At 44.0% G+C, this 24,399-nt stretch carries 17 protein-coding genes; 16 read left to right on the forward strand and 1 reads right to left on the reverse strand.

All coding sequences use genetic code 11. The annotated features are described in order from the left end of the window. Positions 1-39: 39 nt before the first annotated feature. The 11 genes from EO130_RS12100 (at position 40) to lpdA (ending at position 15,242) form a co-directional block, all read left to right on the forward strand. Complete coding sequence (locus EO130_RS12100) at positions 40-1,260, forward strand: aminotransferase class I/II-fold pyridoxal phosphate-dependent enzyme (protein ID WP_127141763.1); 1,221 nt, start codon at positions 40-42, stop codon at positions 1,258-1,260. A 73-nt stretch (positions 1,261-1,333) separates the two neighbouring features. Continuing rightward, a complete protein-coding gene (gene nhaC, locus EO130_RS12105; RefSeq protein WP_127141764.1) occupies positions 1,334-2,824 on the forward strand; it encodes a Na+/H+ antiporter NhaC in 1,491 nt (496 codons plus the stop codon). A 168-nt stretch (positions 2,825-2,992) separates the two neighbouring features. Further along, positions 2,993-3,499 carry a thiol peroxidase gene (gene tpx, locus EO130_RS12110; RefSeq protein ID WP_127141765.1) on the forward strand — a complete coding sequence of 169 codons (507 nt, stop codon included), beginning with the start codon at positions 2,993-2,995 and terminating at the stop codon, positions 3,497-3,499. After that, positions 3,492-3,857 carry a diacylglycerol kinase family protein gene (locus EO130_RS12115; RefSeq protein ID WP_127141766.1) on the forward strand — a complete coding sequence of 122 codons (366 nt, stop codon included), beginning with the start codon at positions 3,492-3,494 and terminating at the stop codon, positions 3,855-3,857. Before tpx ends, EO130_RS12115 begins: the two co-directional genes overlap by 8 nt. A 62-nt stretch (positions 3,858-3,919) precedes the next feature. Next, a complete protein-coding gene (locus EO130_RS12120; RefSeq protein WP_127141767.1) occupies positions 3,920-6,310 on the forward strand; it encodes a DNA translocase FtsK in 2,391 nt (796 codons plus the stop codon). Positions 6,311-6,314: 4 nt separating this feature from the next. Continuing rightward, on the forward strand, positions 6,315-6,962 hold the full coding sequence (lolA1, locus tag EO130_RS12125) for an outer membrane lipoprotein periplasmic chaperone LolA1 (RefSeq protein WP_127142085.1): 648 nt from the start codon (positions 6,315-6,317) through the stop codon (positions 6,960-6,962). Positions 6,963-6,965: 3 nt separating this feature from the next. Further along, positions 6,966-8,453, forward strand: coding sequence for an LptF/LptG family permease (locus tag EO130_RS12130; RefSeq protein WP_127141768.1), 1,488 nt, complete (start codon positions 6,966-6,968; stop codon positions 8,451-8,453). After that, positions 8,450-9,589, forward strand: a complete 1,140-nt coding sequence (gene ribB / locus EO130_RS12135; protein WP_127141769.1) for a 3,4-dihydroxy-2-butanone-4-phosphate synthase — start codon at positions 8,450-8,452, stop codon at positions 9,587-9,589. The genes EO130_RS12130 and ribB overlap by 4 nt, the downstream gene beginning before the upstream one ends. Positions 9,590-9,984: 395 nt before the next feature. Continuing rightward, positions 9,985-12,003, forward strand: a complete 2,019-nt coding sequence (locus EO130_RS12140; RefSeq protein ID WP_127141770.1) for a BspA family leucine-rich repeat surface protein — start codon at positions 9,985-9,987, stop codon at positions 12,001-12,003. 57 nt (positions 12,004-12,060) lie between these two features. Then, positions 12,061-13,452: a BspA family leucine-rich repeat surface protein gene (locus tag EO130_RS12145; RefSeq protein WP_127141771.1), complete on the forward strand. Its 1,392-nt coding sequence runs from the start codon at positions 12,061-12,063 to the stop codon at positions 13,450-13,452. A 386-nt stretch (positions 13,453-13,838) separates the two neighbouring features. Further along, a complete protein-coding gene (gene lpdA / locus EO130_RS12150) occupies positions 13,839-15,242 on the forward strand; it encodes a dihydrolipoyl dehydrogenase (RefSeq protein ID WP_127141772.1) in 1,404 nt (467 codons plus the stop codon). 155 nt (positions 15,243-15,397) lie between these two features. Here lpdA and EO130_RS12155 read toward each other — a convergent pair whose 3' ends face one another. Next, positions 15,398-16,594, reverse strand: a complete 1,197-nt coding sequence (locus EO130_RS12155; protein WP_127141773.1) for a heparan-alpha-glucosaminide N-acetyltransferase domain-containing protein — start codon at positions 16,592-16,594, stop codon at positions 15,398-15,400. Between the two features lie 130 nt (positions 16,595-16,724). On the opposite strand from EO130_RS12155, the gene EO130_RS12160 reads away from it, so the two are divergent. From EO130_RS12160 to EO130_RS12180, 5 genes are all read left to right on the forward strand, one after another. Further along, positions 16,725-17,258: an NADPH-dependent FMN reductase gene (locus tag EO130_RS12160; RefSeq protein WP_127141774.1), complete on the forward strand. Its 534-nt coding sequence runs from the start codon at positions 16,725-16,727 to the stop codon at positions 17,256-17,258. Positions 17,259-17,264: 6 nt separating this feature from the next. After that, a complete protein-coding gene (locus EO130_RS12165; protein WP_127141775.1) occupies positions 17,265-18,548 on the forward strand; it encodes an anthranilate synthase component I family protein in 1,284 nt (427 codons plus the stop codon). Between the two features lie 22 nt (positions 18,549-18,570). After that, positions 18,571-19,878 carry a tRNA lysidine(34) synthetase TilS gene (tilS, locus tag EO130_RS12170; protein ID WP_127141776.1) on the forward strand — a complete coding sequence of 436 codons (1,308 nt, stop codon included), beginning with the start codon at positions 18,571-18,573 and terminating at the stop codon, positions 19,876-19,878. After that, a complete protein-coding gene (locus EO130_RS12175) occupies positions 19,875-21,857 on the forward strand; it encodes a protein-disulfide reductase DsbD family protein (protein ID WP_127141777.1) in 1,983 nt (660 codons plus the stop codon). The genes tilS and EO130_RS12175 overlap by 4 nt, the downstream gene beginning before the upstream one ends. A gap of 81 nt (positions 21,858-21,938) precedes the next feature. Beyond that, positions 21,939-24,326, forward strand: coding sequence for a penicillin acylase family protein (locus EO130_RS12180; protein ID WP_127141778.1), 2,388 nt, complete (start codon positions 21,939-21,941; stop codon positions 24,324-24,326). The last annotated feature ends 73 nt before the right edge of the window (positions 24,327-24,399 follow it).

Genomic DNA, 24,399 nt, shown 5'->3' on the forward strand with positions numbered 1-24,399 from the left:
GGGTCGGTTTATTTCTAATTTTATCAAAAACAGTACATTATGGACTACAAAGCATCAGAACATATTCAGGACCTTCAATATTTTGGTGAATTCGGAGGCGTAAATCCTTCTATTTCAGACTCATCAACCTATACTTTTCTATCAGCGAAGACCATGTTCGACACTTTTGAGGGCAACACCGAAGGTTGTTACCTGTACAGTCGTCATTCTTCCCCCTCCAACCTATATTTAGGAGAGGCCATGGCACAATTGGAGGGAACGGAATCGGCCAATGTGTATGCCAGTGGCATGGGTGCAATTACCGCAGTGCTTTTACAGCTTTGTGATTCGAATGACCATATTGTTTGTAGTCGAACCATTTACGGGGGAACCTACGCCTTCCTGAAGAATTTCGTCAAAAAATTCAACATTAAAGTGTCCTTTGTGGACATTACCGATTTGGAAACGGTGGAAAAATCCATCACCCCCAAAACCAAATTAATTTACTGTGAAGCTGTTAGCAATCCACTGTTGGAAATTGCCGATATCCCTTCCCTTTCCAAAATCGCTAAGAAAAGCGACATGCCCCTGGTGGTGGACAACACCTTTTCTCCCCTGACCATCAATGCTGCGCAGCTAGGAGCGGATATTGTAGTGCACAGTCTCACTAAGTTCATCAATGGGAGTAGCGATTGTGTTGCGGGCGCCGTTTGTGCTTCGACCGATTTCTGTTTGAGCCTGAAAGACGTAAATAATGGGGCAGGCATGCTCTTGGGAAGTACCTTGGATAGTTTGAGGGCCGCTTCCATTTTGAAAAATATGCGTACCCTACACATCCGAATCAAAAAACACAGTGAAAATGCCCATTATTTGGCCCAACAGTTTGAAAAGGATGGTCTTAAAGTGGTATATCCCGGATTGGAAAGTCACCCAGGCCACCAATTGATGAAATCCCAAATGAACCACGAGTACGGTTTTGGAGGCATGCTAACGTTGGATGTGGGCTCTGTAGAGCGCGCCAATGCCCTCATGGAACTGATGCAACAAGAAAAACTGGGCTATTTGGCCGTAAGCCTCGGTTTCTACAAAACACTGTTCAGCGCTTCGGGTACATCCACCTCTTCCGAAATACCCGAAGAAGAGCAAAAAGCACTGGGACTTTCCCAAGGACTCATCCGTTTTTCCATTGGTTTGGACAATGATATCCGCAAAACCTACACTACCATGCGCAATTGCATGGAAAAACTGGATATTTTGTCAACCGACAAGAGTTTGGTCTGAGGGTAGCCGATAGCGGGTTTGCACAACAAGGTGCAAAATCGTAATATTACCTTGTAACAAACTCAGACCAAAAATGCCAAACAAAAAGGAAGAACCAAAGTTTAGGGAGGACGAACACATTGTAGAAAACAAAGAACTCAGCATTACAGAAGCATTGATACCCGTTTTTGCCTTGGTGGCGATGCTGGCCTATAATGTTTTTGTTTTTGGTGACGACGCCCTGAGCGGTTCCAACCAATTCATCCTTTTGATGGGCGGCGCCGTAGCCGCGATAGTTGGTATTTTCAACAAGGTGTCTTACGAGCAGATGATTGCGGAGGTAGCCGAGAACGTTAGATCTACCACAGGTGCCTTGCTCATCCTTTTGATGGTGGGTGCCCTATCCGGAACATGGTTGGTAAGCGGCATTATTCCCGCCATGATCTATTATGGGCTACAGATTCTCAATCCTACCATATTTTTAGCGGCAAGCGTTATTATTTGTGCGATTATTTCCATTGCAACGGGCAGTAGCTGGACGACTGCGGCCACTGTAGGCATAGCATTGATTGGTATTGGTGACGCTCTGGGTATTTCTTTGGGAATGACGGCAGGTGCGGTGCTTTCCGGAGCCTATTTTGGAGATAAAATGTCACCCTTAAGTGATACGACCAACTTGGCGCCCGCCATGGCAGGTGGAGATTTGTTCTCCCATATTCGCTACATGACGTATACCACTGTTCCCACTATTGTGATTACCTTGATTGTCTTTATCATTATAGGATTCACCATCGACACCTCGGGCGAAGCGGATACCAGCTCCTTGTTGGCAAATATCGGCTCGACCTTCAATATTAATGGATGGTTGTTCATTGTACCCTTGGCCGTCATTGGAATGATTGTTAAAAAAGCACCACCTCTAATGGCGCTATTGGTTGGGACTTTGCTGGGCGGCGTCTTCGCCCTTATTTTTCAACCGGATATTGTGGCCAACATTGGCGGAGGAACCGCACTAAACTTTGAAACGGGGTACAAAGGTATCTTGAATGCGATAACCGTTGATACCGAAATTGCCACCAACGATCCGGCATTGAACGATTTGTTTTCTTCAGGTGGAATGTCCGGTATGCTCGGCACTATTTGGTTGATAGTGTGCGCCATGGTATTCGGCGGTATTATGGATGGTATTGGGGCTTTGGAGCGTATTACCGAATCCCTTCTCAAATTGGCTAAGACTACGTTCGGATTGTTTGCGAGTACCGTGGGTAGCTGTTTGGCATTGAATGTTACCGCTTCCGACCAGTATCTGGCCATTGTAGTACCGGGAAAAATGTTTGCCAAAGCATATGAAGAGCGTGGGCTGGCCCCAGAAAACCTAAGTCGTTCGTTGGAAGATTCCGGAACTGTAACTTCCGTTTTGGTGCCTTGGAATACCTGTGGCGCCTATCACAGTGGTGTTTTGGGAGTCGGTGTCGGCGAATATGCCCTCTATGCGATTTTTAACTGGTTAAGTCCGTTTATGACCTTGTTGTTTGCGGCTTTCCGAATCAAGATCAAGCAACTGGCTGACAGTACTTCGGCGTAAATGCCATCAAAAATGTCAATCATTTGAATGTTTGGCACTTAAAAATCAGATATATTCAATTTATTTAGGTATCAAGAAATAAATTAATTGCCCTAAAATAAGCAACTTTTCATTCCCAGATTGTGGAAGGTTTTTTAGTATTTTTGGTTCCAAATCAAAACTGTGATTATGGCAACTGTTACATTAAAAGGAAACGAAATACACACATTGGGCAACCTTCCCGAAAACGGGACCCAAGCCCCCAACTTCAAACTTGTCAAAAACGATCTGTCCACCGTTGAATTGTCCGACTTTAAAGGACAAAAAGTGGTATTGAACATATTTCCCAGTATAGATACGGGAACCTGCGCGCAATCCGTGCGTCAATTCAACCAAGAAGCGGCAGAGTTGAGTAATACCAAAGTGCTTTGCATCTCAAAGGACTTACCTTTTGCCCAAGCACGTTTTTGTGGTGCAGAGGGTATCGATAAAGTTGATACACTCTCCGATTTTAGAGACGGAAACTTTGGAAAAGCCTACAATGTTGAATTTACCGATGGACCATTACAAGGCCTGCTATCCCGTTCAGTGGTGGTCGTTAATGAGAATGGTGAGGTAATCTATACCGAGCAGGTCTCCGAGACCGTGGACGAGCCCAATTACAAGGCGGCCCTTGAAGCGTTGATGGATGCCTAAAGAATCTTTTTTTAAAAACCGTATCAAAAGCGTGGGATATGCCCTAAAGGGCATGTTCCTGTTGCTGCGGACCGAGTCCAGCATCCAAATCCAATTTGTTATCGCGCTCGTGGTAACCGCTTTCGGTTTTTATTTTGAGATTTCCCAAACGGAATGGACCATACAGTTACTGGCCATTGGCCTGGTCATGGGTGTGGAAGGTATCAATACGGCCGTTGAGAAAATCTGTGACTACATCCAACCGAATCTGGACCCCAAAATCGGTTTGATAAAAGATATTTCCGCTGGCGCCGTTATGATAGTGTCGATTATAGCCAGTATTGTAGGCTTGATCATCTACGTGCCCAAAATCTTTTAGCAAAATCCAACACAAGGAGTAGCAACGTAAATTTGTAACTTAGCCCCGCTTAAACACTATTGATGGCCAAAAAAAGGACAAAATCAAAAACCAAAAAAACTACCGATACCGCTAAAAAGGTCTCGTTCAAGCTTTCCAAGCAGAACAAGATCATCTTTGGTAGTCTTTTGATCGTTCTGAGCATTGCACTTTTCTTCTCCTTCATGTCATTTTACTTCACATGGCAAGAAGACCAGAGCATGTTGTCCCAATTTGCTGATCGTAATGCCCAGGCAAGTAATCTACTAAATAAGTTTGGTGCCAATGTGAGTCACTTTTTTATGTACAAGGGCTTTGGATTGGCCTCCTTTGTTTTCCCATTTCTATTGGCCGTAACCGGGCTTTATTTATTTCTGGGATTGGAGCTTAAAGGTTTGATATCCAAATGGATTTGGGGATTGGTAGGCGTTATTTGGGGCTCGATTGCCCTAGGGTTCTTTGCTGCTGATTTTCCGTTGTTGGGTGGTCTTGTGGGTTACGAAATGAATGATTTCCTTCAAGATTATACCGGTAAAATCGGGGTATTCCTGATTTTAATATTCATTTTGATGGTAATTCTGGTGCGCTTGTTCAATTTTACCCCAGAAGGTTTTGCCAACTTCTTTCGCAGACAAAAACGGCAGATCAAATCGGAACTCAAAGGTGATGAAATTTCGAATCCGTCAATGGATTCCTCCATGGAGGACGATGAAGATCAGATTCCCCTGACCACAGAAGATACCGTACCGGAAAAAATAGATACGTATACCCATAAAAAGGATATCCCTCCTTTGGATGAAGCAGGGCTCGATGTCAATATTCCCGAGGAAGAAGAATCCGACATCGACCTAAAAGTGGAGACAACCCCAGTTGAAGAAGAGGAAGAAACTGATGCCAAAGCCGCCAAATTGGTAGAGGATTTCGGTGAATTTGATCCTAAATTGGAATTGGGCAATTACAAATTCCCTCAATTGGAGCTTTTGGATGCCCATGGTGCATCGGGTGGCATTACCATCAACCAAGAAGAGCTGGAGGAAAACAAGAATCGGATTGTAAGCACGCTCAAAAATTACAAGATCGGGATTGCCCAGATCAAGGCGACCATTGGACCAACGGTGACACTTTACGAGATTGTTCCTGAAGCGGGTATCCGGATTTCCAAGATCAAAAACTTGGAGGATGATATTGCGCTTTCGCTGGCAGCCTTGGGAATCCGTATCATTGCTCCCATTCCCGGCAAGGGAACCGTGGGTATTGAAGTGCCGAATAAAAATGCAACGGTCGTTTCCATGCGTTCGGTCATCGCATCGAACAAGTTTCAAAAAGCGGAAATGGAGCTGCCCATTGCCTTTGGAAAAACCATTAGCAACGAAACCTTTGTGGTAGACTTGGCAAAGATGCCACACTTGCTCATGGCGGGTGCTACTGGTCAAGGTAAATCGGTGGGATTGAACGCCGTAATCACTTCCCTTCTTTATAAAAAGCATCCCGCCGAGGTGAAATTCATCTTTGTGGATCCCAAGAAGGTGGAGTTGACCCTTTACAATAAAATTGAACGTCACTTTTTGGCCAAGTTGCCCGATTCCGATGAAGCTATCATTACGGACAACACCAAAGTGATCAACACCTTGAACTCGCTCTGTATTGAAATGGATAACCGCTACGAGTTGCTCAAGACAGCCATGGTGCGAAACATCAAGGAATACAATGCCAAGTTCAAGGCGAGAAAGCTCAACCCGAACGATGGACATAAGTTCCTTCCTTACATTGTTTTGGTGATAGATGAGTTTGCAGATTTGATCATGACCGCGGGGAAAGAAGTGGAAACCCCGATTGCCAGATTGGCACAATTGGCACGCGCCATTGGGATTCACTTGATCATTGCTACGCAGCGGCCATCGGTAAACGTGATCACAGGGATCATTAAAGCCAACTTCCCCGCAAGAATAGCGTTTAGGGTGACCTCAAAAATCGACTCCAGGACCATCTTGGATGCACAGGGCGCCGACCAGCTCATCGGTCGTGGGGATATGCTCTACACCCAAGGAAATGACGTAACCAGGCTTCAATGTGCCTTTGTGGACACCCCAGAGGTGGCCAAGATTACGGATTATATTGGATCGCAACGGGCCTACCCCGAAGCACACCTGCTGCCAGAATATGTAGGGGAAGAATCTGGCACAAGTCTTGATAATGATATCGAGGACAGGGATGCCATGTTCCGCGAAGCTGCCGAGGTCATTGTGACCGCACAGCAAGGTTCGGCCTCCTTGATCCAACGAAAACTTAAATTGGGGTACAATCGGGCCGGTAGGATTATCGACCAACTCGAAGCCGCTGGTATTGTAGGGCCTTTTGAAGGCAGCAAAGCAAGACAGGTTTTGATTCCCGACATGTATTCCTTGGAACAACTATTGGAAAATGAAGCAAAGTAACACCATGAAGAAAAAAAGCATCCTATTTTTAGCCTTGTTTGCCGCTGGAATCTTTTCCTACGGCCAAAACTCTGATAAGGCCAAAGCACTATTGGACGAGGTATATAACAAAGTGCAGAGCTACGATAACATCTATATTGATTTTCAATCTGTTTTGGAGAACACGGAAGCCGATTTGAAGCAGGAAACCAACGGAAATGTTACCCTACAAGGTGAAAAGTACCTGCTCAATTATTTTGGCGCCAAACAACTGTATGATGGCAACAAAGTGTACACGGTTGTTCCCGAGAACGAGGAAGTCACGATCGAGGATGTAAATGAAGACAACGATAATGTGAGTCCTTCCAAAATGTTGACGTTTTATAAGACCGGACACAACTACCAGTGGGATATTCTCCAAAATGTCGGGGGCCGAAAAATCCAATATGTCAAGTTGATTCCCATTGATTCCAACACGGAGATCAAATCGATACTATTGGGCATAGATGCGCAGACCAAGCATATCTATAAGCTGAATCAGACTGGGAACAATGGTACTAAAACCACCATTACCGTTAATTCTTTCAAAACCAATCAGCCCATATCGAGTACGCTTTTTACCTTTGACGAGCAAAAATACGAGGACAAAGGGTACTACATTATAAGAAACTAGGCATTGAAAATACTTGACCAGTATATACTAAGAAGATTTTTATACAACTTCTTCAGTTCTTTTTTCATCCTGATTGTCATATTCATTTTTCAAGGAATATGGCTGTTCATCGATGACTTGGCGGGAAAAGGGCTGGGCATGGTCATTATTGGTAAGTTTATTTTCTACTTTATCCCAACACTGGTAGATAAGGTTTTGCCCCTTACAGTACTTCTGTCTTCTATCCTTACCTTTGGTACCTTTGCGGAAAACTATGAGTTTGCTGCCATGAAAGCGTCCGGCATATCACTGCAGCGTGGCATGCGTAGCTTGATTGTTTTTGTGCTTTTCCTCGGATTGGTAACCTTCTTTTTTGCCAATGATGTTATTCCAAAATCCGAACAAAAAATGTTCAACCTAAGGCGGAACATTGCCAAGGTAAAGCCTGCGGCCGCTATTACAGAAGGTGTTTTCAGTGATTTTGAGGGCACCGCCCAAGGTATGAACATCAAAGTGGACAAGAAATATGGCGAGCAGGACCGTTTTCTGGACAATGTTATCATCCACAAAAAAACGAATCAAAACATCAACAATACTGTAATCAAGGCAAAAACAGGGGAGTTGATCAGTAGTGAGGAGTCGGATATCATCCAATTAGTCCTCAAAGATGGGAATTATTATGAAGAGGTGATTCCCCAAAAGGCAGCGGAACGCCGAAAGCATCCGTTTGCCAAGTCCAATTTCGAGACCTATACCATTAACATCGACATCTCAGAATTGAACGATCAGGATTTGGAAGAAGACCAGAATATCACTACCAACAAAATGAAGAACGTGGGACGCCTGATCAAGGATATTGACTCCCTCCGGGAAAACAATCTCGAAAAAGTGACGGCTTTCTCGAAAAATGTGGTTAATCGCATGGGAGCCTTCCCCGTGGAACCCAAGGTAGATTCCTTGGAACTCATTGTCCCAGAAAAGAAAACGGAAACCAAAAAAGATACCATCCGCGACATTGATGTGTTTATTTCGAGTCTACAGCAATGGGAACAACTCCAAGTGGTTAAAAAGGCACAGAACGAGGTAACCAGTATTCTGAGTACGGTAAACGCCAAAAAAGATGAGTTGCAAAGCCGCTACAAGTTTTACAACAGCCATATTTTATCGCTGCATCAAAAGTATGCACTTGCCCTATCCTGCATTATCCTATTTTTTGTAGGCGCACCTTTGGGGGCCATCATCCGTAAAGGAGGACTTGGACTGCCCATGGTAGTGGCCATTATCTTGTTCTTGGCGTATTATTTTATCGGGGTGTTTGCCGGAAACTATGCCAAGGAAGGAAATATTCACCCGGCCATTGGTGCCTGGCTGCCCACCATGATCATGTTGCCGCTGGGCATATCGCTCACCCGAAGGGCGACCGCAGATAAGGGATTGATAGGCTTTGGTCATTTTATCGACCGTATAAAAGCATTGTTTAAAAAGAAGAAAAAAGAAGCAGAGGACGAATGATCTCCAACGAAAACAACATACAACTAAACACCATTGAAGAAGCCATTGCCGACATTAGGCGAGGCAAAGTGATCATTGTGGTGGATGATGAGAACCGTGAGAACGAAGGTGATTTTTTGGCCGCTGCCGAACTGATAAGCCCAGAAACCATCAATTTTATGGCCAAACATGGCCGTGGTCTCATCTGCGTTCCCTTGACCGAGGGGAGGTGCAAAGATTTGGGGCTCCATAAAATGGTCAGCCATAATACCGACCCATTGGAAACTGCCTTTACGGTGTCCGTAGATTTGCGCGGCAATGGGGTTACCACAGGTATTTCTGCTGGTGATAGGGCCAAAACGGTACTTGCACTCACCGACCCCTCCACCAAACCCCACGAATTGGCCAGACCTGGACATATATTTCCATTGATTGCCAAGGAGGGTGGTGTTCTTCGGCGAACTGGACACACAGAAGCGGCCATTGATTTTGCCCGTCTTGCCGGTCTGCAACCTGCAGGGGTAATTGTGGAAATCATGAATGAAGACGGTTCCATGGCGCGTTTGCCACAGTTGATGGAAGTGGCCAAAAAGTTTGACCTTAAAATCGTGTCCATCGAGGATTTGATTGCCTACCGTATGGAACACGATAGTTTGATAGAGCTGAAGGAAGCTTTTACCATCAACACCCGATTTGGTGAGTTTCGGCTCAGGGCCTATCAACAGACCACCAACGACCAAGTCCACATTGCCCTGCTGAAAGGTGATTGGCGGAGTGGTGAGCCCGTGCTGACGCGAATCAATTCCACCTTGGTGAACAACGATATGCTGGGGACCTTGACCAATAATCCAGATGAGGCATTGCAACGGATGTTCGATGCACTGAGCAAAGAGGAGAAAAGTGCCATGGTTTTTATAAGCCAAGAAAATCAATCCACGAACCTCTTGAACCGATTGTCAGAATTTAAAAAACTGCAGGGCGAAGGGGTTACCAAAGCCCCCAAAGTGGAAATGGACAATAAGGATTTTGGTATCGGCGCGCAGATTTTGCACGACATCAACATTTCCAAAATACGCCTGCTCACCAATTCTGCCCAAACGCGACGTGTGGGTATGGTGGGCTACGGATTGGAAATTGTGGAGTACGTGAAGTATTGAAAACAGGCTTTTGTACAAAATCATGAACTACCTTAATACTTATTTTAGGGCACAAAGAGCATAACGTACCGTCTTTAAAATAATAACACCACGAACATTCAAGGGATAGGTGTTCTCTTTTGTTTTAAAATCTGATTTATATAGATTCGGTGTTTTCGATTCTTTTTTTATGAATCGTTATACAGCCCATAGACTTTTGCTCCCTTTTTCTTGATTCCTGACTCTTGTCTCTTTCCTTTCATCTAAATTACCCAAATCCCACCCAAAAAACCGATATCCCAAAAACGCATCCGTCAGATCAGAAGGGGCATCCGTCAGATCAGAAGGGGCATCCGTCAATTGGCACCCGAAAAATTCAATGGCATTGTAGACCTTAGCCTTCAAAATATATAAGTATGAAAGCTAGATTTTTATTTCTGATCATGGTTTCGTTCGTGGTTTTGTGGTCTTGCGAGCCCAACGAACCCGATTCCGTTTTGATCAACAATGCGCCCGTTCTGCCCAGCCAAACCTTTACCGTGCCAGAGAATTTTCCTGACGGTCAATTGATAGGTAAGATACAGGCAACGGATAAAGACAAGGATGCTTTGGAATTTTCCTTGATTCAGGAGTCCAGTGGACTGTTTGAAGTAGCCAAAAATGGCAACCTGTTCTTGGCAGCAGGTAAAACCTTAAGTTATGCGGTTCAAGAAGAACATGTTCTGGATGTATATGTTCATGATGGTGTTGTAGGAAGGAAGGGGACTCTAACTATTAAGGTAATCCAAGAAGACCCAGAAAATCAGCCACCTTTGGCCGAAAACCAAGAATTTGAGGTCAATGAGGATATTGCTGATGACGAAGTGATAGGTACCGTAGTGGCCACGGACCCTGAAGAGGATGACCTCACGTTTCTCATCACTGAGAACGACGATGACCTTTTCATCTTGTCTGATACTGGAGAGCTTACCTTGGTAGAAGGAGCGGTATTGGATTTTGAGACCAAGGAGGACTATACCCTTACCATAACGGTAGGTGATGGTGTCAATGTGCCGGTAGAGATAACTTTAAGCATTAATGTTCTTGATGTTAACGAGGCGCCCATAGCCGAGGATAGGGTTTTTGATGACATTATTGAAACGCTTCCTGAAGGCGAGCTCATTGGCAACCTTGAAGCAACTGATCCCGAAGGAGAACCATTGACCTATGAAATTGTAGAGGATGAAGACGGCTTGTTTGCGGTGACCGGTAATGGAGAAGTCGTTTTGGCAGAAGGACAAAGTTTGGATTTTGAGACTGCTGAGCAGCACACCATTGTGGTAAGCATCAGCGATGGAGTTAATGAGGTCCAAATTACCGTAACCATAAATGTTCTGGACGACGGGGATATTTTCGACGATCCAGCATCTTTCATCACCACTTGGAATGTGGAAACCGATGGACAGGAATTGATCATTGGTACCAATCCAGATTTTAGCTACGACTATACCATCGATTGGGGAGACGGTACCATAGAACAGCGTACGGACCAAAATCCTTCACATGTCTATGAAAACGCTGACACCTACACAGTGGCCATTAATGGGCAGTTCCCTGCAATAATGATGAACCAATCCAATTTGTTGAGTCAAGGTGCTTTGATTGATGTGGTACAATGGGGAACGCAGCAATGGCAATCCATGGAATACGCATTCATACAATGTGTTAATTTGGAAAATTTTGGTGATAACAAATCTCCGGACTTGTCACAAGTCAAGTCTATGGAGGGCATGTTCGCATTTGCAAGTACATTTAATGGTGACATTTCACAGTGGGATGTTTCCAATGTAACCAATATGAAAAATGTGTTTTTACAAGCTTCCAGCTTCAATGGTGATTTGAGTGGTTGGAATGTGGGCAATGTAACAAACATGGTCTCCATGTTTGATGGCGCAATTAATTTTAACTCCAATATTGGTGGTTGGGTCGTAACTAATGTTACCAATATGGTTGGTATGTTTAATGGTGCGGATTCTTTCAATCAAGACATTGGTGGATGGGTAGTAGGCAACGTAGAAAACATGTCTGGGATGTTTAATGGGGCTGCTAGTTTCAATCAAGATATCAGCGGATGGGATGTACGTGAGGTTACTGACATGTTTGTGATGTTCGCAGGCGCAGTCAATTTCAACCAAAATCTTGGTGTTTGGGAAATTTTTAGTATGCAAAACATGGTTAATATGTTTAATAACAGCGGCATGAGTACCTTAAACTATAGTGCTACGCTACGTGGTTGGGCCAGTTTGGGTAATGAAAATATCCCGGATGGTGTAAACCTGGGGGCTAGTGAGATTCCTTATTGTAATGATTTTGAGACCATTTCTGCAAGGGAAAGTATTTTGGCAAACAATAACGGTTGGAATATTACGGATGGAGGTTCAGCACCTTGCTTTTAACAGTGTATGCACTTACAGCAATCCAAAATTCAAGAATAAAACTTAAAAAAAGAACTTATGAATATCAAAAACATAATACTGTCCTTCATGGCACTGGGCCTTTTCTGGTCCTGTGCCGAGGACGATGCGGGGTATCCCATTGCCACCAATCGAGGCCCTGTTATGGTAGCGCAAAGTTTTAACCCTTCCGAGGATATTTCCGATAGTGACATCATCGGACTTGTGAAAGCCTTTGATGCGGATGGGAACGCACTTAGCTTTAGTTTAACAGCAAATGATGGTGATCTGTTCGAGTTGACCAGTGATGGCCAGTTGAGCCTTGCCACCGGAAAGAACCTCGATTTTGAGACCAAACCACAGCATAGCATCACGGTAACTGTGACCGATGGAATCACCAATCCGATTAGCAATAGCATTACCATTGAAGTGGCAAACGTCATCGAGACCCTTTTTGAAGATCCCGCGGCCTTTATTACTGAATGGGAGGTGGTCGATGAACAAACGCTGACCATAGGTACCAACATGGACTATGACTATGATTTTACCGTAGACTGGGGCGACGGTTCGGGTCTGGAAGTGGTAACGCAACAAAATCCTACGCACGAATACAGTACTGGCGGAAACTATAAGGTAGCGATCAAGGGGCAGTTCCCGGCCCTTCATATGTTCAGCGCAGATGGTCCAAGCAAGGAATCCCTACTGAACGTGGTGCAATGGGGTTCCCAGAAATGGCAGACGATGGAGAGGTCTTTTATTGACTGTTCTAAGTTGACTGGATTCACTGCCACGGATACACCCGACCTTTCCGAAGTCACCTCAATGAGATCCATGTACTCAAATGCATCTTCATTCAATGGAGCCATGGGAAGCTGGAACACCGGTAATGTCACTACTATGCAGACTATGTTCGCGGGAGCTTCATCATTTAATCAAAGTATTGGTAGCTGGGACACGAGCAATGTTATGAACATGAGAGGGATGTTTCAAGATGCAGTTTCGTTCAATCAGAATATTGGGGATTGGAATACCGGCAATGTATTGGCGATGAGTACCATGTTCCTGGGAGCAACTTCCTTTAACCAAAACATTGGCAGTTGGGATATGGCACAGGTCACAGACGTTGAGAATATGTTTGACGGTGCTACCGCTTTTGACCAGAATTTGGGCGGATGGGACGTCGGAAGTGTCTTCACCATGGAATTTATGTTGGACAATAGCGGTATGTCTGCCGCGAACCTTAATGCTACATTGATTGGCTGGAGCGAGTATGTGGATGAGAATGAGGGCCCAAAGAACATCACCGTAGGTGTTGATGGACTTTCCATTTGCGGACCAGAGGTGGTGGAAGCCATTCAAAGCCTTACCATAAACCATAATTGGGCCTTGACTGGGGAATTGCAAGCAGAAGCTGACTGTCCAGAAGAAGAGGAAGAAGAAGCGACAGAATAAAAAATTATACTGACAAGTCTTACGTTGGGTTATTTTTCCACCGGGCGACCTTCGGGTCCTCGGTGGTTTTTTTTGTTTCATAGTGCCATACCAATTAGTGCGTTATGGAATCTCATATATCAGGAAAAATTCAATTTCAAGTTCAAGTTCAAAACAAGACTAAACTCGTAATATCAAACCCCGCAACTCTAAACTAATAACCCATAAATCCCGACTTCATACTACAAACTGAAAAATGCCCACTGCTGAATAAAAACAACACTATCGACTTCCGTACATATTTTAGGAAACAGTCTATTGATGCCGTCCCAAAAAACATTTGTATTTTTACAATCGTTTTGTAACATACAAATCTGATTAGCAATTATCCTTTCAAAAAATAGAATATGAATCAATATGATGTAGCCATCATCGGCTCTGGACCAGGAGGCTATGTGGCGGCCATTCGTTGTGCCCAATTGGGAATGAAAACGGCCATAATAGAGAAATATGCAACCTTGGGCGGCACCTGTCTTAACGTTGGATGTATCCCTTCCAAGGCGCTCTTGGACTCTTCGCACCATTATGAAGATGCCGTAAAGCATTTTGAGGAGCATGGAATAGAAATTCCGGGAGAGGTTAAGGTCAACTTGGAACAAATGATAGCCCGCAAACAGGGTGTTGTGGACCAAACTACCAAAGGCATCGAGTTTTTGATGGACAAAAACAAGATTGATGTTTACCATGGGGTAGGGAGCTTTAAGGATGCCACCCATGTGAAAATCGCCAAAGAGGATGGAGAGGAAACCATCGAGGCCAAAAACATCATTATTGCGACAGGCTCCAAACCTGCTTCATTGCCTTTTATCGAAATTGATAAAGAACGTATCATCACTTCCACCGAGGCATTAAAACTCAAAGAAATCCCAAAGCACATGATCGTGATTGGCGGTGGGGTTATTGGTCTGGAATTGGGCCAAGTATATAAAAGGTTGGGTGCAGAGGTAACCGTTGTGGAGTACATGGATAGGATCATCCCCGGTATGGATGGAGCTTTGTCCAAGGAACTCACCAAGGTCATGAAAAAGCAAAAGGTAAAGTTCAACCTATCCCACAAGGTAAAATCCGTGGAGCGCAAAGGTGACGAGGTCATTGTAAAAGCTGACGATAAAAAAGGTGAGGAAGTCACCCTTACGGGCGATTACTGCCTGGTAAGTGTGGGGCGTAAACCTTACACGGACGGATTAAATGCAGAAGCAGCCGGTGTGAAATTGGACGATAGGGGCCGTGTTGAAGTAAACGATCACCTACAAACCAACGTTTCCAACATTTATGCCATTGGTGATGTGGTGAAAGGTGCCATGTTGGCCCACAAAGCAGAGGAAGAAGGAACCATGGTGGCTGAATTGTTGGCCGGACAAAAGCCCCATATCGATTATAATTTGATTCCAGGGGTTGTGTATACTTGGCCAGAAGTTGCTGCAGTCGGGAAAACCGAGGAGCAATTGAAGGAAGAAGGCATCGAATATAAATCAGGGCAGTTTCCCATGCGCGCATTGGGTAGGGCTAGAGCCAGTATGGATATTGATGGGTTTGTAAAAATCCTAGCCGACAAGAAGACGGATGAGGTACTGGGTATTCATATGATTGGAGCACGTTGTGCCGATTTGATTGCCGAAGGAGTTACCGCCATGGAGTTCAGGGCTTCCGCTGAGGATATTTCACGAATGAGCCATGCGCACCCCACTTTTGCCGAAGCCGTTAAGGAAGCTGCCTTGGCAGCCACAGATGATAGAGCATTGCATGTGTAACTAAAAAGTCGAATTGGCAGGTATTCATTTTGTTGAATACTTGTCATTTGGAGTGTTTTTTTGAACTCAGGCAAAAAAAAATGTATCGAGAAAGGTTTGGTTGAAATATAATCATACCAATCAAAAGCATTCAATCTTAGGATTGGATGCTTTTTTTAGCTTCGGACCGTACGTAAAACACGCTTTAGGAAAAGATGAAGGCGGCCAACGAGCTCTTTCAATAGGGGCAAGGTCAACTCCTTAACTTCTACAACTTGCAATTTGGCAAAGGAAATTCCCCAAGAAATCTGGGATTTGATATGCGCCTCGTGCCTGTTGTATTGTAAGGCTAAAAACGTGCAGACTATCATAAATAGGAGTGCTCCGGGAACCACAATTTCAGGCGCAAGGGAGTTATTGAAAAATCGGTACAGTCCCAAACCTGTCAAACTTCCGTAAAGAATTACAAAGTGAATCACATAAATGGACAAGGTGCTTGCCCCGATATTCAAAACGGTTTTGTTGGTCATTAATTTACGCAGTATCATAAACACGGCAAATACCACAAATACATCCCCTAGACGGATAAAAAGGTAGTTATTGGTCAACAATAATTTTAGGAAGCCCAATCCTGTCAATTCATACACGGCCGTAAAAAAGGGAGTGGATTGATAAATAAACAAATAGCCAATCGATAAGGCGATGGAAATGGCAGCTGGATACAAATATCTGTGATTTTTGAATTGCGTGAACAGCACAGAAATAAATGCACCTATGGTGGCGTAGCCAAACCAAGGAATGATGGTAAACACCGACCCATTCGCCTTTGTAAAGTAATTCGCGAGAAAATCTGGCAAAAAGAAGAACGACCATTCTTTATACGTCCTTTCGAACAAAAAGAGAAGTACGGTAGTCGATACCAAAACCAGCGGGAAAACGTATTTTTTCTTTTGGGCCGTGAGCAAGTAAATTCCAATGAGACCCAAGATGGAAAGTCCGATGCAGTGAAGCACATCCACCAAATAAAAAGAGCTATAGACCTCTCCTTTGAGCAGCCCGCCAAGATTGAGTCGCAACAAATATCCGATCAGCAATAATTGTAATCCTCGGCGTATACCTTTCGCAACCCTTGGATTGTCCATGCCATTTTTTGGAGATCGAATTAAAAGATAGGTAAAAATAAAACCGGAAACCGTAAAGAAAACTGGCGCTGTGATGCCTCTAAAGTATAGCCAGACCGCATATACAGGATTGTTGGGGTCCCTGAAAACAGGATCCAAAAGACCATCGATAAAATGCCCTTGCAGCATCATTAAAATGGCCCAGGCACGCATGGCATCAATAAAAAACAATCTGTTTTCGTTGGCTGTCATCAAATTCAACTTCACCCTATATACTTAACTAGCAAGCAGTTTGGATGTTTCTGGCCCCAAAAATATGGAAAATAGTTACATCTCTGTATCAATTGCGGTATTTTAGCGAAACAATCAACGATATTGGGCTATGGCTGCAATTTTGGCATTTGCCGGGAGCAATTCTTCAACTTCCATTAATTTTAAATTGGTAAAACTAACGGCCACTATGGTGGAAAATCATGATGTACAGACCTTGGACCTAGCAGAACACCCTTTTCCAATGTACAGTGAAGACCTCGAAAAGGAAAAAGGGTACTCCGATGCACTTACCCAATTTAAGAGGCATATAGCCCAAGCTGATGGTATCATCTTATCGGTAAATGAGCATAACGGGAATCCATCTGCTTACTTTAAAAACCTTTTGGATTGGTTGTCCCGAATGGAACGGAATTTCTTGGAAGGCACCAAGGTGCTTCTGATGTCCACATCGGGCGGTAAACGGGGGGCAAAAGGTTCACTGGGGGTGATTGAGGGTATGTTGCCACGCTTTGGAGCCGAGGTAGTGGCCACATTTTCATTGCCCTCCTTTTACGATAATTTTAGCGAGGATGGCATTTTGGATAAAGACCTTAAGGCCGAGCACCAGAGTGCAGTACAATCGTTCTTGGATTCACTAAACTAAAAGCCCTTGCGGACGACTAGGTCATTTAACATAAGCTCGGTACCTCGGTGCAAAGAATCCTTGCTCCAGTGGTCCAAAAAACAGGAGCATGTGGTTTGGCTGGACAGTAACTCTCACCACGAGCCTTATTCCAGTTTCGAGGCCTGCCTCGCCGTTGGGGCATCAACATTTTGCAACGACTTACAAGAAATCGAATCATTTTTAAAGCAAACACCAGATTGGCTCTTTGGCTATTTTTCTTATGATTTGAAGAATACATTGGAAGACTTGACCTCATCTCACATCGATGGTGTGGATTTTCCAATGATACAATTCTTTCAACCCCAAAAATTAATAGTGTTGAAGGATGGACAGCTCCATTTTAAGTATTTGGATGCTATTGGGCATGAAATAGAATCGGATTTTGCCGAAATCCATGACACAAAAAGCAAGGGTGACGCTTTGAAGCCTCGTGAAACCATCAAAATAAAGATGCGAATCCATAAGGATGCCTACTTCGAAAAGGCACACCAATTCTTGGAGCACATGCATAGGGGAGATATTTACGAGGCCAATTTTTGTCAAGAATTTTATGCCGAGGAGTTTCAATTGGATCCTTGGGCAACCTATCAAAAACTGAATCGTATTTCGGAACCTCCTTTTGCCGTATTCGCCCGTTTTTCGGACAAGTATTTGATGTGCGCTTCTCCAGAGCGCTATCTTAAAAGGATAGGCACAAAGGTGATTTCACAGCCCATTAAAGGCACTGCTCGAAGAGGTGAGGACAAGCTGGAAGATGAGCAGATCAAAGAATCCCTTAGCTTGGATAAAAAAGAACGTTCGGAGAACATCATGATTACAGATTTGGTGCGCAACGATCTTTCTAAAAGTGCGGTCAAGGGATCCGTTCAGGTTGAAGAACTCTGCAAACCTTATACTTTTAAGCAAGTACATCAGTTGATTTCTACCATAGTGGCCCAGGTTCCGGAAAACAAGTCATCTATTGACCTCATTAGGGAAACTTTCCCTATGGGAAGTATGACGGGCGCCCCGAAAATATCGGCCATGAAAATCATTGAAGATTTGGAAGAGACCAAACGGGGACTATACAGTGGTACCGTGGGCTATTTTGATCCCCATGGGAATTTTGATTTCAATGTGGTTATCCGAAGTATTTTGTACAATGCCTCCAAAAAATATGTTTCGTATTCGGTAGGGAGTGCCATCACTGCACAATCGGACCCTGAAAAGGAATATCAAGAGTGTCTGCTCAAAGCTAAAGCCATGCGCATGGTTTTGGAAGAGGGATAATGTTTATTCGTAAATTTGCGAAATGCTCCAGAAGTTCAACCAACACATCAACGAAAATTTTTCTTTTCTAAAAGAAAAGAAACTGTTGGTTGCTTGTAGTGGTGGAGTGGACAGCGTGGTATTGGCACATTTGTGTAAAGCTACCAAATTGCATATTGCTATGGCACACTGCAACTTTGGGCTTAGGGGAAAAGAGAGTGATGGTGATGCGGATTTTGTGAACAATTGGGCATCGAACATGGGAACTCATTGTTTTGTGAAACAGTTTGATTTAGAAAGCCACATGAAAAATCATGGCGGCTCCGTTCAGATGGCGGCACGCGAGCTTCGCTACCACTGGTTTGCCGAGCTTTTGGAGACTGATGGATTTGATTACGTACTGACAGCGCACCATGCCGATGATAATTTGGAAACCTTTCTGATTAACTTATCTCGCGGCACTGGGATTTCGGGACTTACGGGCATCCCTGAAAGGAACGATAAAATCATAAGGCCGCTGCTCCCTTTCTCACAGGATGAAATTCGGGAATACGCCCAATCCGCTGGTCTTGCATGGCGTGAGGATAGCAGCAATGCAAGTAGCAAATACCTCAGAAACAAGATTCGTCATCAAATTGTACCCGTGCTCAAGGAGCTGCACCCAACTTTTTTGCAAAATTTCCGGTCCACGCAAAAGCATCTGGGTCAAACCAACGACTTGATCAGTCACTATATCAAGTCATTGAAATCTCAATTCTTCAAGTCAGAAGATGAAATCATCAGAATCAGCATATCGGAACTGAAACAATTGAAACCCTTGGAAGCCCATCTATATTATCTGTTTCGGGAGTATGGATTTTCTGAATGGGAAGATGTGCAAGGACTGCTTTCAGCAATGAGTGGGAAGCAAGTGGTCTCAAAAACTCATATATTGTTGAAGGATAGAAATTGTTTGTTGCTAACGCCAAAAGAAAATAGGGTAAATGAATCATATCCTGTCTATTTGGACGGAACCCCATGTGAATTGCCGATATCGATAAAAATTGAATCGGTTGAAAAGTTGGAGAAAGCAGGGAAGAATGTGGTTTATTTGGATAAGGAAAAGTTAAACCCACCCTTATTGTTAAGATATTGGGAAAAAGGCGACTATTTTTACCCTTTTGGGATGCAGGGCAAAAAGAAATTGTCCAAGTTTTTCAAGGATGAAAAAATGGATGTTGTTTCCAAAGGAAAACAATGGTTGCTCTGTTCCGCGGATGATATTGTTTGGGTCGTTGGCAAAAGGGCGGATGAACGCTTCAAAGTGGAGGAATCGACCCGCGAAATAATTAAGATTACACAGTTGCTATGAGATTATTGGTACTCTTTTTTGGACTATTGTTTATTGGCACAGGCGTTGCTCTGGCCCAAACGGATGAAAATCCTGCGGTGTGGAGCCACGAGGTTCGCCAGCTATCGGATACCGAATATGAATTGGTGTTCAAGGGAAAAATTATGGAGGGATGGCACGTATACTCCCAGCATACGGCCGAAGGTGGCGCCCTGCCCAGTGAGTTTACTTTTGAAAAGGTAGGTGAAGCCTATGAATTGGTCGGGGTCACAGAGGAGAGTGAGACCATCACCGAATACAGTGATATTTTTGAAGTTGATGAGACCTTTTTTAAGGAAGAGGCCATTTTTACCCAAAAAATTAAACTCCTCGACCCGGAGGTAAATCAAATTTCTGTAAACCTCTTTTATCAGATTTGTAAAGAGGTGTGTCTCCCAGTAGATGAATTCTTCCAAATTTCGTTGGATGGAAGTGGATTTGTGGCAGAAGAGACCTCCTTGGATGAACGGAGTGTGGCTCTTGGTGAATCGCTAAAGGTCGATTTAAAGAATAAGGAACTCCTCCAACAAGATGGGGTGACCGATTCAGAAGGTAAATCCAACCTTTGGGTAATCTTTGGGCTTGGTTTTATCGGAGGACTTATAGCCTTGTTGACGCCCTGTGTTTTCCCCATGATTCCGCTAACAGTTTCGTTTTTCACCAAACAGACCAAGCAGAAATCCAAGGGTATTGCGAATGCTTTGCTCTATGGTTTTTTCATCGTTTTGATTTATTTCTTGCTTAGTCTACCGTTCCATTTGTTCAATTCGGTGGACTCTCAAATATTGAATACCATCGCCACCAATATCTGGCTCAATGTGTTTTTCTTTGTCATTTTTGTGTTCTTTGCCTTTTCTTTCTTTGGTTACTACGAGCTGACCTTACCGAGTTCCTGGGCCAATAAGATGGACTCGGCATCCTCCAAAGTAGGAGGGGGACTGGGTATCTTTTTTATGGCCTTGACCTTGGCCATCGTTTCATTTTCCTGTACGGGACCAATTTTGGGTGGACTCTTGGGCAGTACCACCTTGGCAGAAGGAAATGTAGCTACCAATTTAACTTCAGGGATGGTCGGTTTTGGTTTGGCCTTGGCCTTGCCCTTTGCCTTGTTTGCCATGTTCCCGGCTTGGTTGAATTCACTACCTAAATCAGGGGGATGGATGACCACGGTGAAAGTGGTGTTGGGCTTTTTGGAACTGGCCTTAGCTTTTAAATTCTTATCCAATGCGGATTTGGTAGGGAATTGGGGCATTTTGAAACGGGAAATATTTGTAGGTATTTGGGTGGTCTTGTTTGTATTGATGACCCTTTATCTCTTTGGATTGTTCAGGTTTCCCCACGATGGGCCTAAAAAAAACCTATCACCTGCAAGAAAAATCTTTGGATTGATAAGCTTTGCTTTTACTGTGTATTTGGCGCTTGGCCTGTTCAACATCAATGCATTGAAATTGTTGAGTGGATTTCCGCCTCCCGGTTTTTACAGTGTGGTAGAAACCGAAAGTGATTGTCCACTAGGCTTGGACTGTTTTAAGGACTTTGAGGAAGGCGTTGCCTATGCACAGGAAGTGAACAAACCCATTTTGCTTGATTTTACGGGATGGGCCTGTGTGAATTGCAGAAAAATGGAAGAAAATGTATGGAGCGATTCAAGCGTGTACCCTTTATTGAAGGACGAGTATGTGCTTATTTCACTTTATGTGGATGATAGGAAGGAGTTGCCGGATTCGGAAAAGTTTGATTTTAAATACGATTCAGGACGGGTAAAAGCCATTGAAACCATTGGCCAAAAGTGGGGCACGTTCCAAACCATCAACTTTAATGCGGCATCGCAACCTTATTATGTGCTGTTGTCACCCGATTTGGAAATATTGAACGAAGCCGTCCAATATGTGGATGTGGAGACCTATGAAGCATGGTTAAAATCCGGTTTGGAAAAACATCAGCTGTCCATGAATAAATAATTGACATTTGTCAATCAATTTTGTTCAACATCTAAAAAAATAATTATACATTAGGTCTACTAATCGACTTAACCCATCTTCGTGAAAACGTACAAAAAGATTCTTCTTGTTCTAGCAGGATTACTTCTACTTGTCATTATTGGCGTAGCCCTATTTATCAACAGTCTCAAACCAGATTATGAAGGGGAAAAATCCCTTCCAGGCCTTTCCGGTGAGGTAAATACTTATTTCGACCCCTACGGAATCCCCCATATTTATGCCGAGAATGAGGCAGATGCCCTTAAGGCTTTGGGATATGTGCATGCCCAAGATCGTTTGTGGCAAATGGAGCTCTTGCGAAGGGTGGCCAAAGGAAGACTTTCCGAGGTGTTTGGGAAGGATATGGTGAAGACCGATAAGTTTTTTCTCTCCCTTGGAATTGATGAGCATACCAGGGAAACATTGGAAGGATTGGACAAAAGCAGTGAGCCTATCGTGCTTTCACAAGCCTATTTGGATGGGATCAATGCTTTCATAGAAGAAGGTCCCACGCCCATAGAGTTTTACTTGACCGGGATAGATAAAGAACCCTTTACCATTGAAGATGTGTACAATGCGGTGGGATATATGGCCTTTAGTTTTGCCATGGCCCATAAAACGGACCCATTCCTTACTAGTTTACGGAATAAATTGGGTGACGATTACATGAAGGACATGGCCATTGATTCCGATTCTTCTACCGTATGGATAAAAAATTACAAAGGAGAGTCGGTCGACACCTTGGGAACCCAAATTACCGCAAGTGTGGATGAGGCATTGAAAAAATTGCCCATACCTCAATTTGAAGGCAGTAATAGTTGGGTGATAGCCCCGCAAAAAACCAAAAACGGCAAGGTGATTTTGGCAAACGACCCGCATATCGGTTTTGCACAGCCCTCGGTTTGGTATGAGGCCCACGTGAGCACTCCTACCTATGAAAAATATGGTTATCATTTGGCAGGTGTTCCGTTTCCGTTATTGGGTCACGACCGAAAAATAGCCTATGGACTTACGATGTTCGAAAATGATGACATCGATTTTTATTATGAGGAAACCAATCCATCGGACAGTACACAGTATAAAACAGCCGAAGGCTGGAAGTCCTATCAATGGGTTGACAAAACCATTAAGGTAAAAGATGGGGAGGATGTGGCCTTCTCCTACAAAAAAACACATCACGGTCCGGTGCTAAACAACATTGCCGACCAAATATCCGGGGAGCGGCCCATAAGCATGTCTTGGATATATACGAAACCCAAGAATATGGTGATGCATGCGCTATATGGGCTTAGCCACGCTAAAAACATGGAAGAATTTAAAAGTGCCTTGCCCAATATTCATGCGCCCGGACTTAACGTAATGTACGGTGATGCTGATGGCAATGTAGCTTGGTGGGCCACAGCCAAACTTTATCAAATGCCCGATAGTTTGTCCACCAAGTTTGTGTTGGACGGGACATCTGGAAAAGAGGAGCCTTTGAGATATCTGGATTTTTCGGAGAATCCAATGGCCGAAAACCCATCATGGAATTACGTTTACTCTGCCAACAATCAACCCGATTCCATTGCAGGTATGCTATATCCCGGCTATTATTTGCCCGAAAATCGCGCCAAGCGCATAGTACAGTTATTGGATGCGAAAAACGACTGGGACAAAGAATCCGTTTCTGAAATGATATTGGATGTCACCTCACCCGTAAATACGGAAGTGGTCACAGAACTCATCAAATTGTTTGATGTGACCAAAATGACCGAGGAACAATTGGTGATGGTAGATTCGCTGAGGAATTGGGATGGGAAGTATTCCTTGACCAGTACCAGTCCGGCCTTGTACCATCGGAGTCTCTATTTTATGGTCAAAAATACGGTGGAGGATGAAATGGGTACGGAAATGTTCAAACAGTTTTTGTCCACCCACTTGTTCAAAAGGCAGATTGCTTGGGGTGCTTCCATTGAGAGCTCCAAATGGTGGGATAACATCAATACTCCGGATGTGGTGGAAACCAGACAGGACATGGTGATGAAGTCTTTTTCGGATGCTTGGAATTCTTTAGTGGAAGATTTGGGCCCCGACCCAAGCCAATGGACCTGGGATAAACTGCACACCCTTGAGCATCCACACCCATTTGGGCAAGTGGAGTCCTTACGAAGCTATTTCAACGTAGGTCCGTTTCCTGTGGAAGGAACTCGAGAAGTGATCAATAATCTTGCTTTTCCATATGACAGTACAGGTTTTTATAAAGTAAACTCAGGCCCATCCACTCGAAGAATCATCGATTTTTCCGATGTGGAGAACAGCATCAGCATCTTGCCTACCGGCCAGTCGGGAAATCCGTTCAGCGAGCATTATCAGGATCAAGCCCAAATGTACGTGAATGGGGAGTTCCGTAAAATGATGATGAACAAGCAAGAAATTGAAGAAACCGCGTCGTCCATTTTGACCTTTCGTTAACCCAGCAGGGGCATTCGTCAATTCAAAAGGGGCATCCGTCAATTGAGCACCATTTCTTGAACATAGATTGTTT

This window comes from Flagellimonas marinaquae, from assembly GCF_003992675.1.
Classification (GTDB): Bacteria; Bacteroidota; Bacteroidia; order Flavobacteriales; family Flavobacteriaceae; genus Flagellimonas; species Flagellimonas marinaquae.

Coding starts and splice junctions, on each gene's coding strand:
- EO130_RS12100 (WP_127141763.1), top strand. CDS start 40: ATGGACTACAAAGCATCAGAACATATTCAGGACCTTCAATATTTTGGT.
- nhaC (WP_127141764.1), top strand. CDS start 1,334: ATGCCAAACAAAAAGGAAGAACCAAAGTTTAGGGAGGACGAACACATT.
- tpx (WP_127141765.1), top strand. CDS start 2,993: ATGGCAACTGTTACATTAAAAGGAAACGAAATACACACATTGGGCAAC.
- EO130_RS12115 (WP_127141766.1), top strand. CDS start 3,492: ATGCCTAAAGAATCTTTTTTTAAAAACCGTATCAAAAGCGTGGGATAT.
- EO130_RS12120 (WP_127141767.1), top strand. CDS start 3,920: ATGGCCAAAAAAAGGACAAAATCAAAAACCAAAAAAACTACCGATACC.
- lolA1 (WP_127142085.1), top strand. CDS start 6,315: ATGAAGAAAAAAAGCATCCTATTTTTAGCCTTGTTTGCCGCTGGAATC.
- ribB (WP_127141769.1), top strand. CDS start 8,450: ATGATCTCCAACGAAAACAACATACAACTAAACACCATTGAAGAAGCC.
- EO130_RS12140 (WP_127141770.1), top strand. CDS start 9,985: ATGAAAGCTAGATTTTTATTTCTGATCATGGTTTCGTTCGTGGTTTTG.
- EO130_RS12145 (WP_127141771.1), top strand. CDS start 12,061: ATGAATATCAAAAACATAATACTGTCCTTCATGGCACTGGGCCTTTTC.
- lpdA (WP_127141772.1), top strand. CDS start 13,839: ATGAATCAATATGATGTAGCCATCATCGGCTCTGGACCAGGAGGCTAT.
- EO130_RS12155 (WP_127141773.1), bottom strand. CDS start 16,594: ATGACAGCCAACGAAAACAGATTGTTTTTTATTGATGCCATGCGTGCC.
- EO130_RS12160 (WP_127141774.1), top strand. CDS start 16,725: ATGGCTGCAATTTTGGCATTTGCCGGGAGCAATTCTTCAACTTCCATT.
- tilS (WP_127141776.1), top strand. CDS start 18,571: ATGCTCCAGAAGTTCAACCAACACATCAACGAAAATTTTTCTTTTCTA.
- EO130_RS12175 (WP_127141777.1), top strand. CDS start 19,875: ATGAGATTATTGGTACTCTTTTTTGGACTATTGTTTATTGGCACAGGC.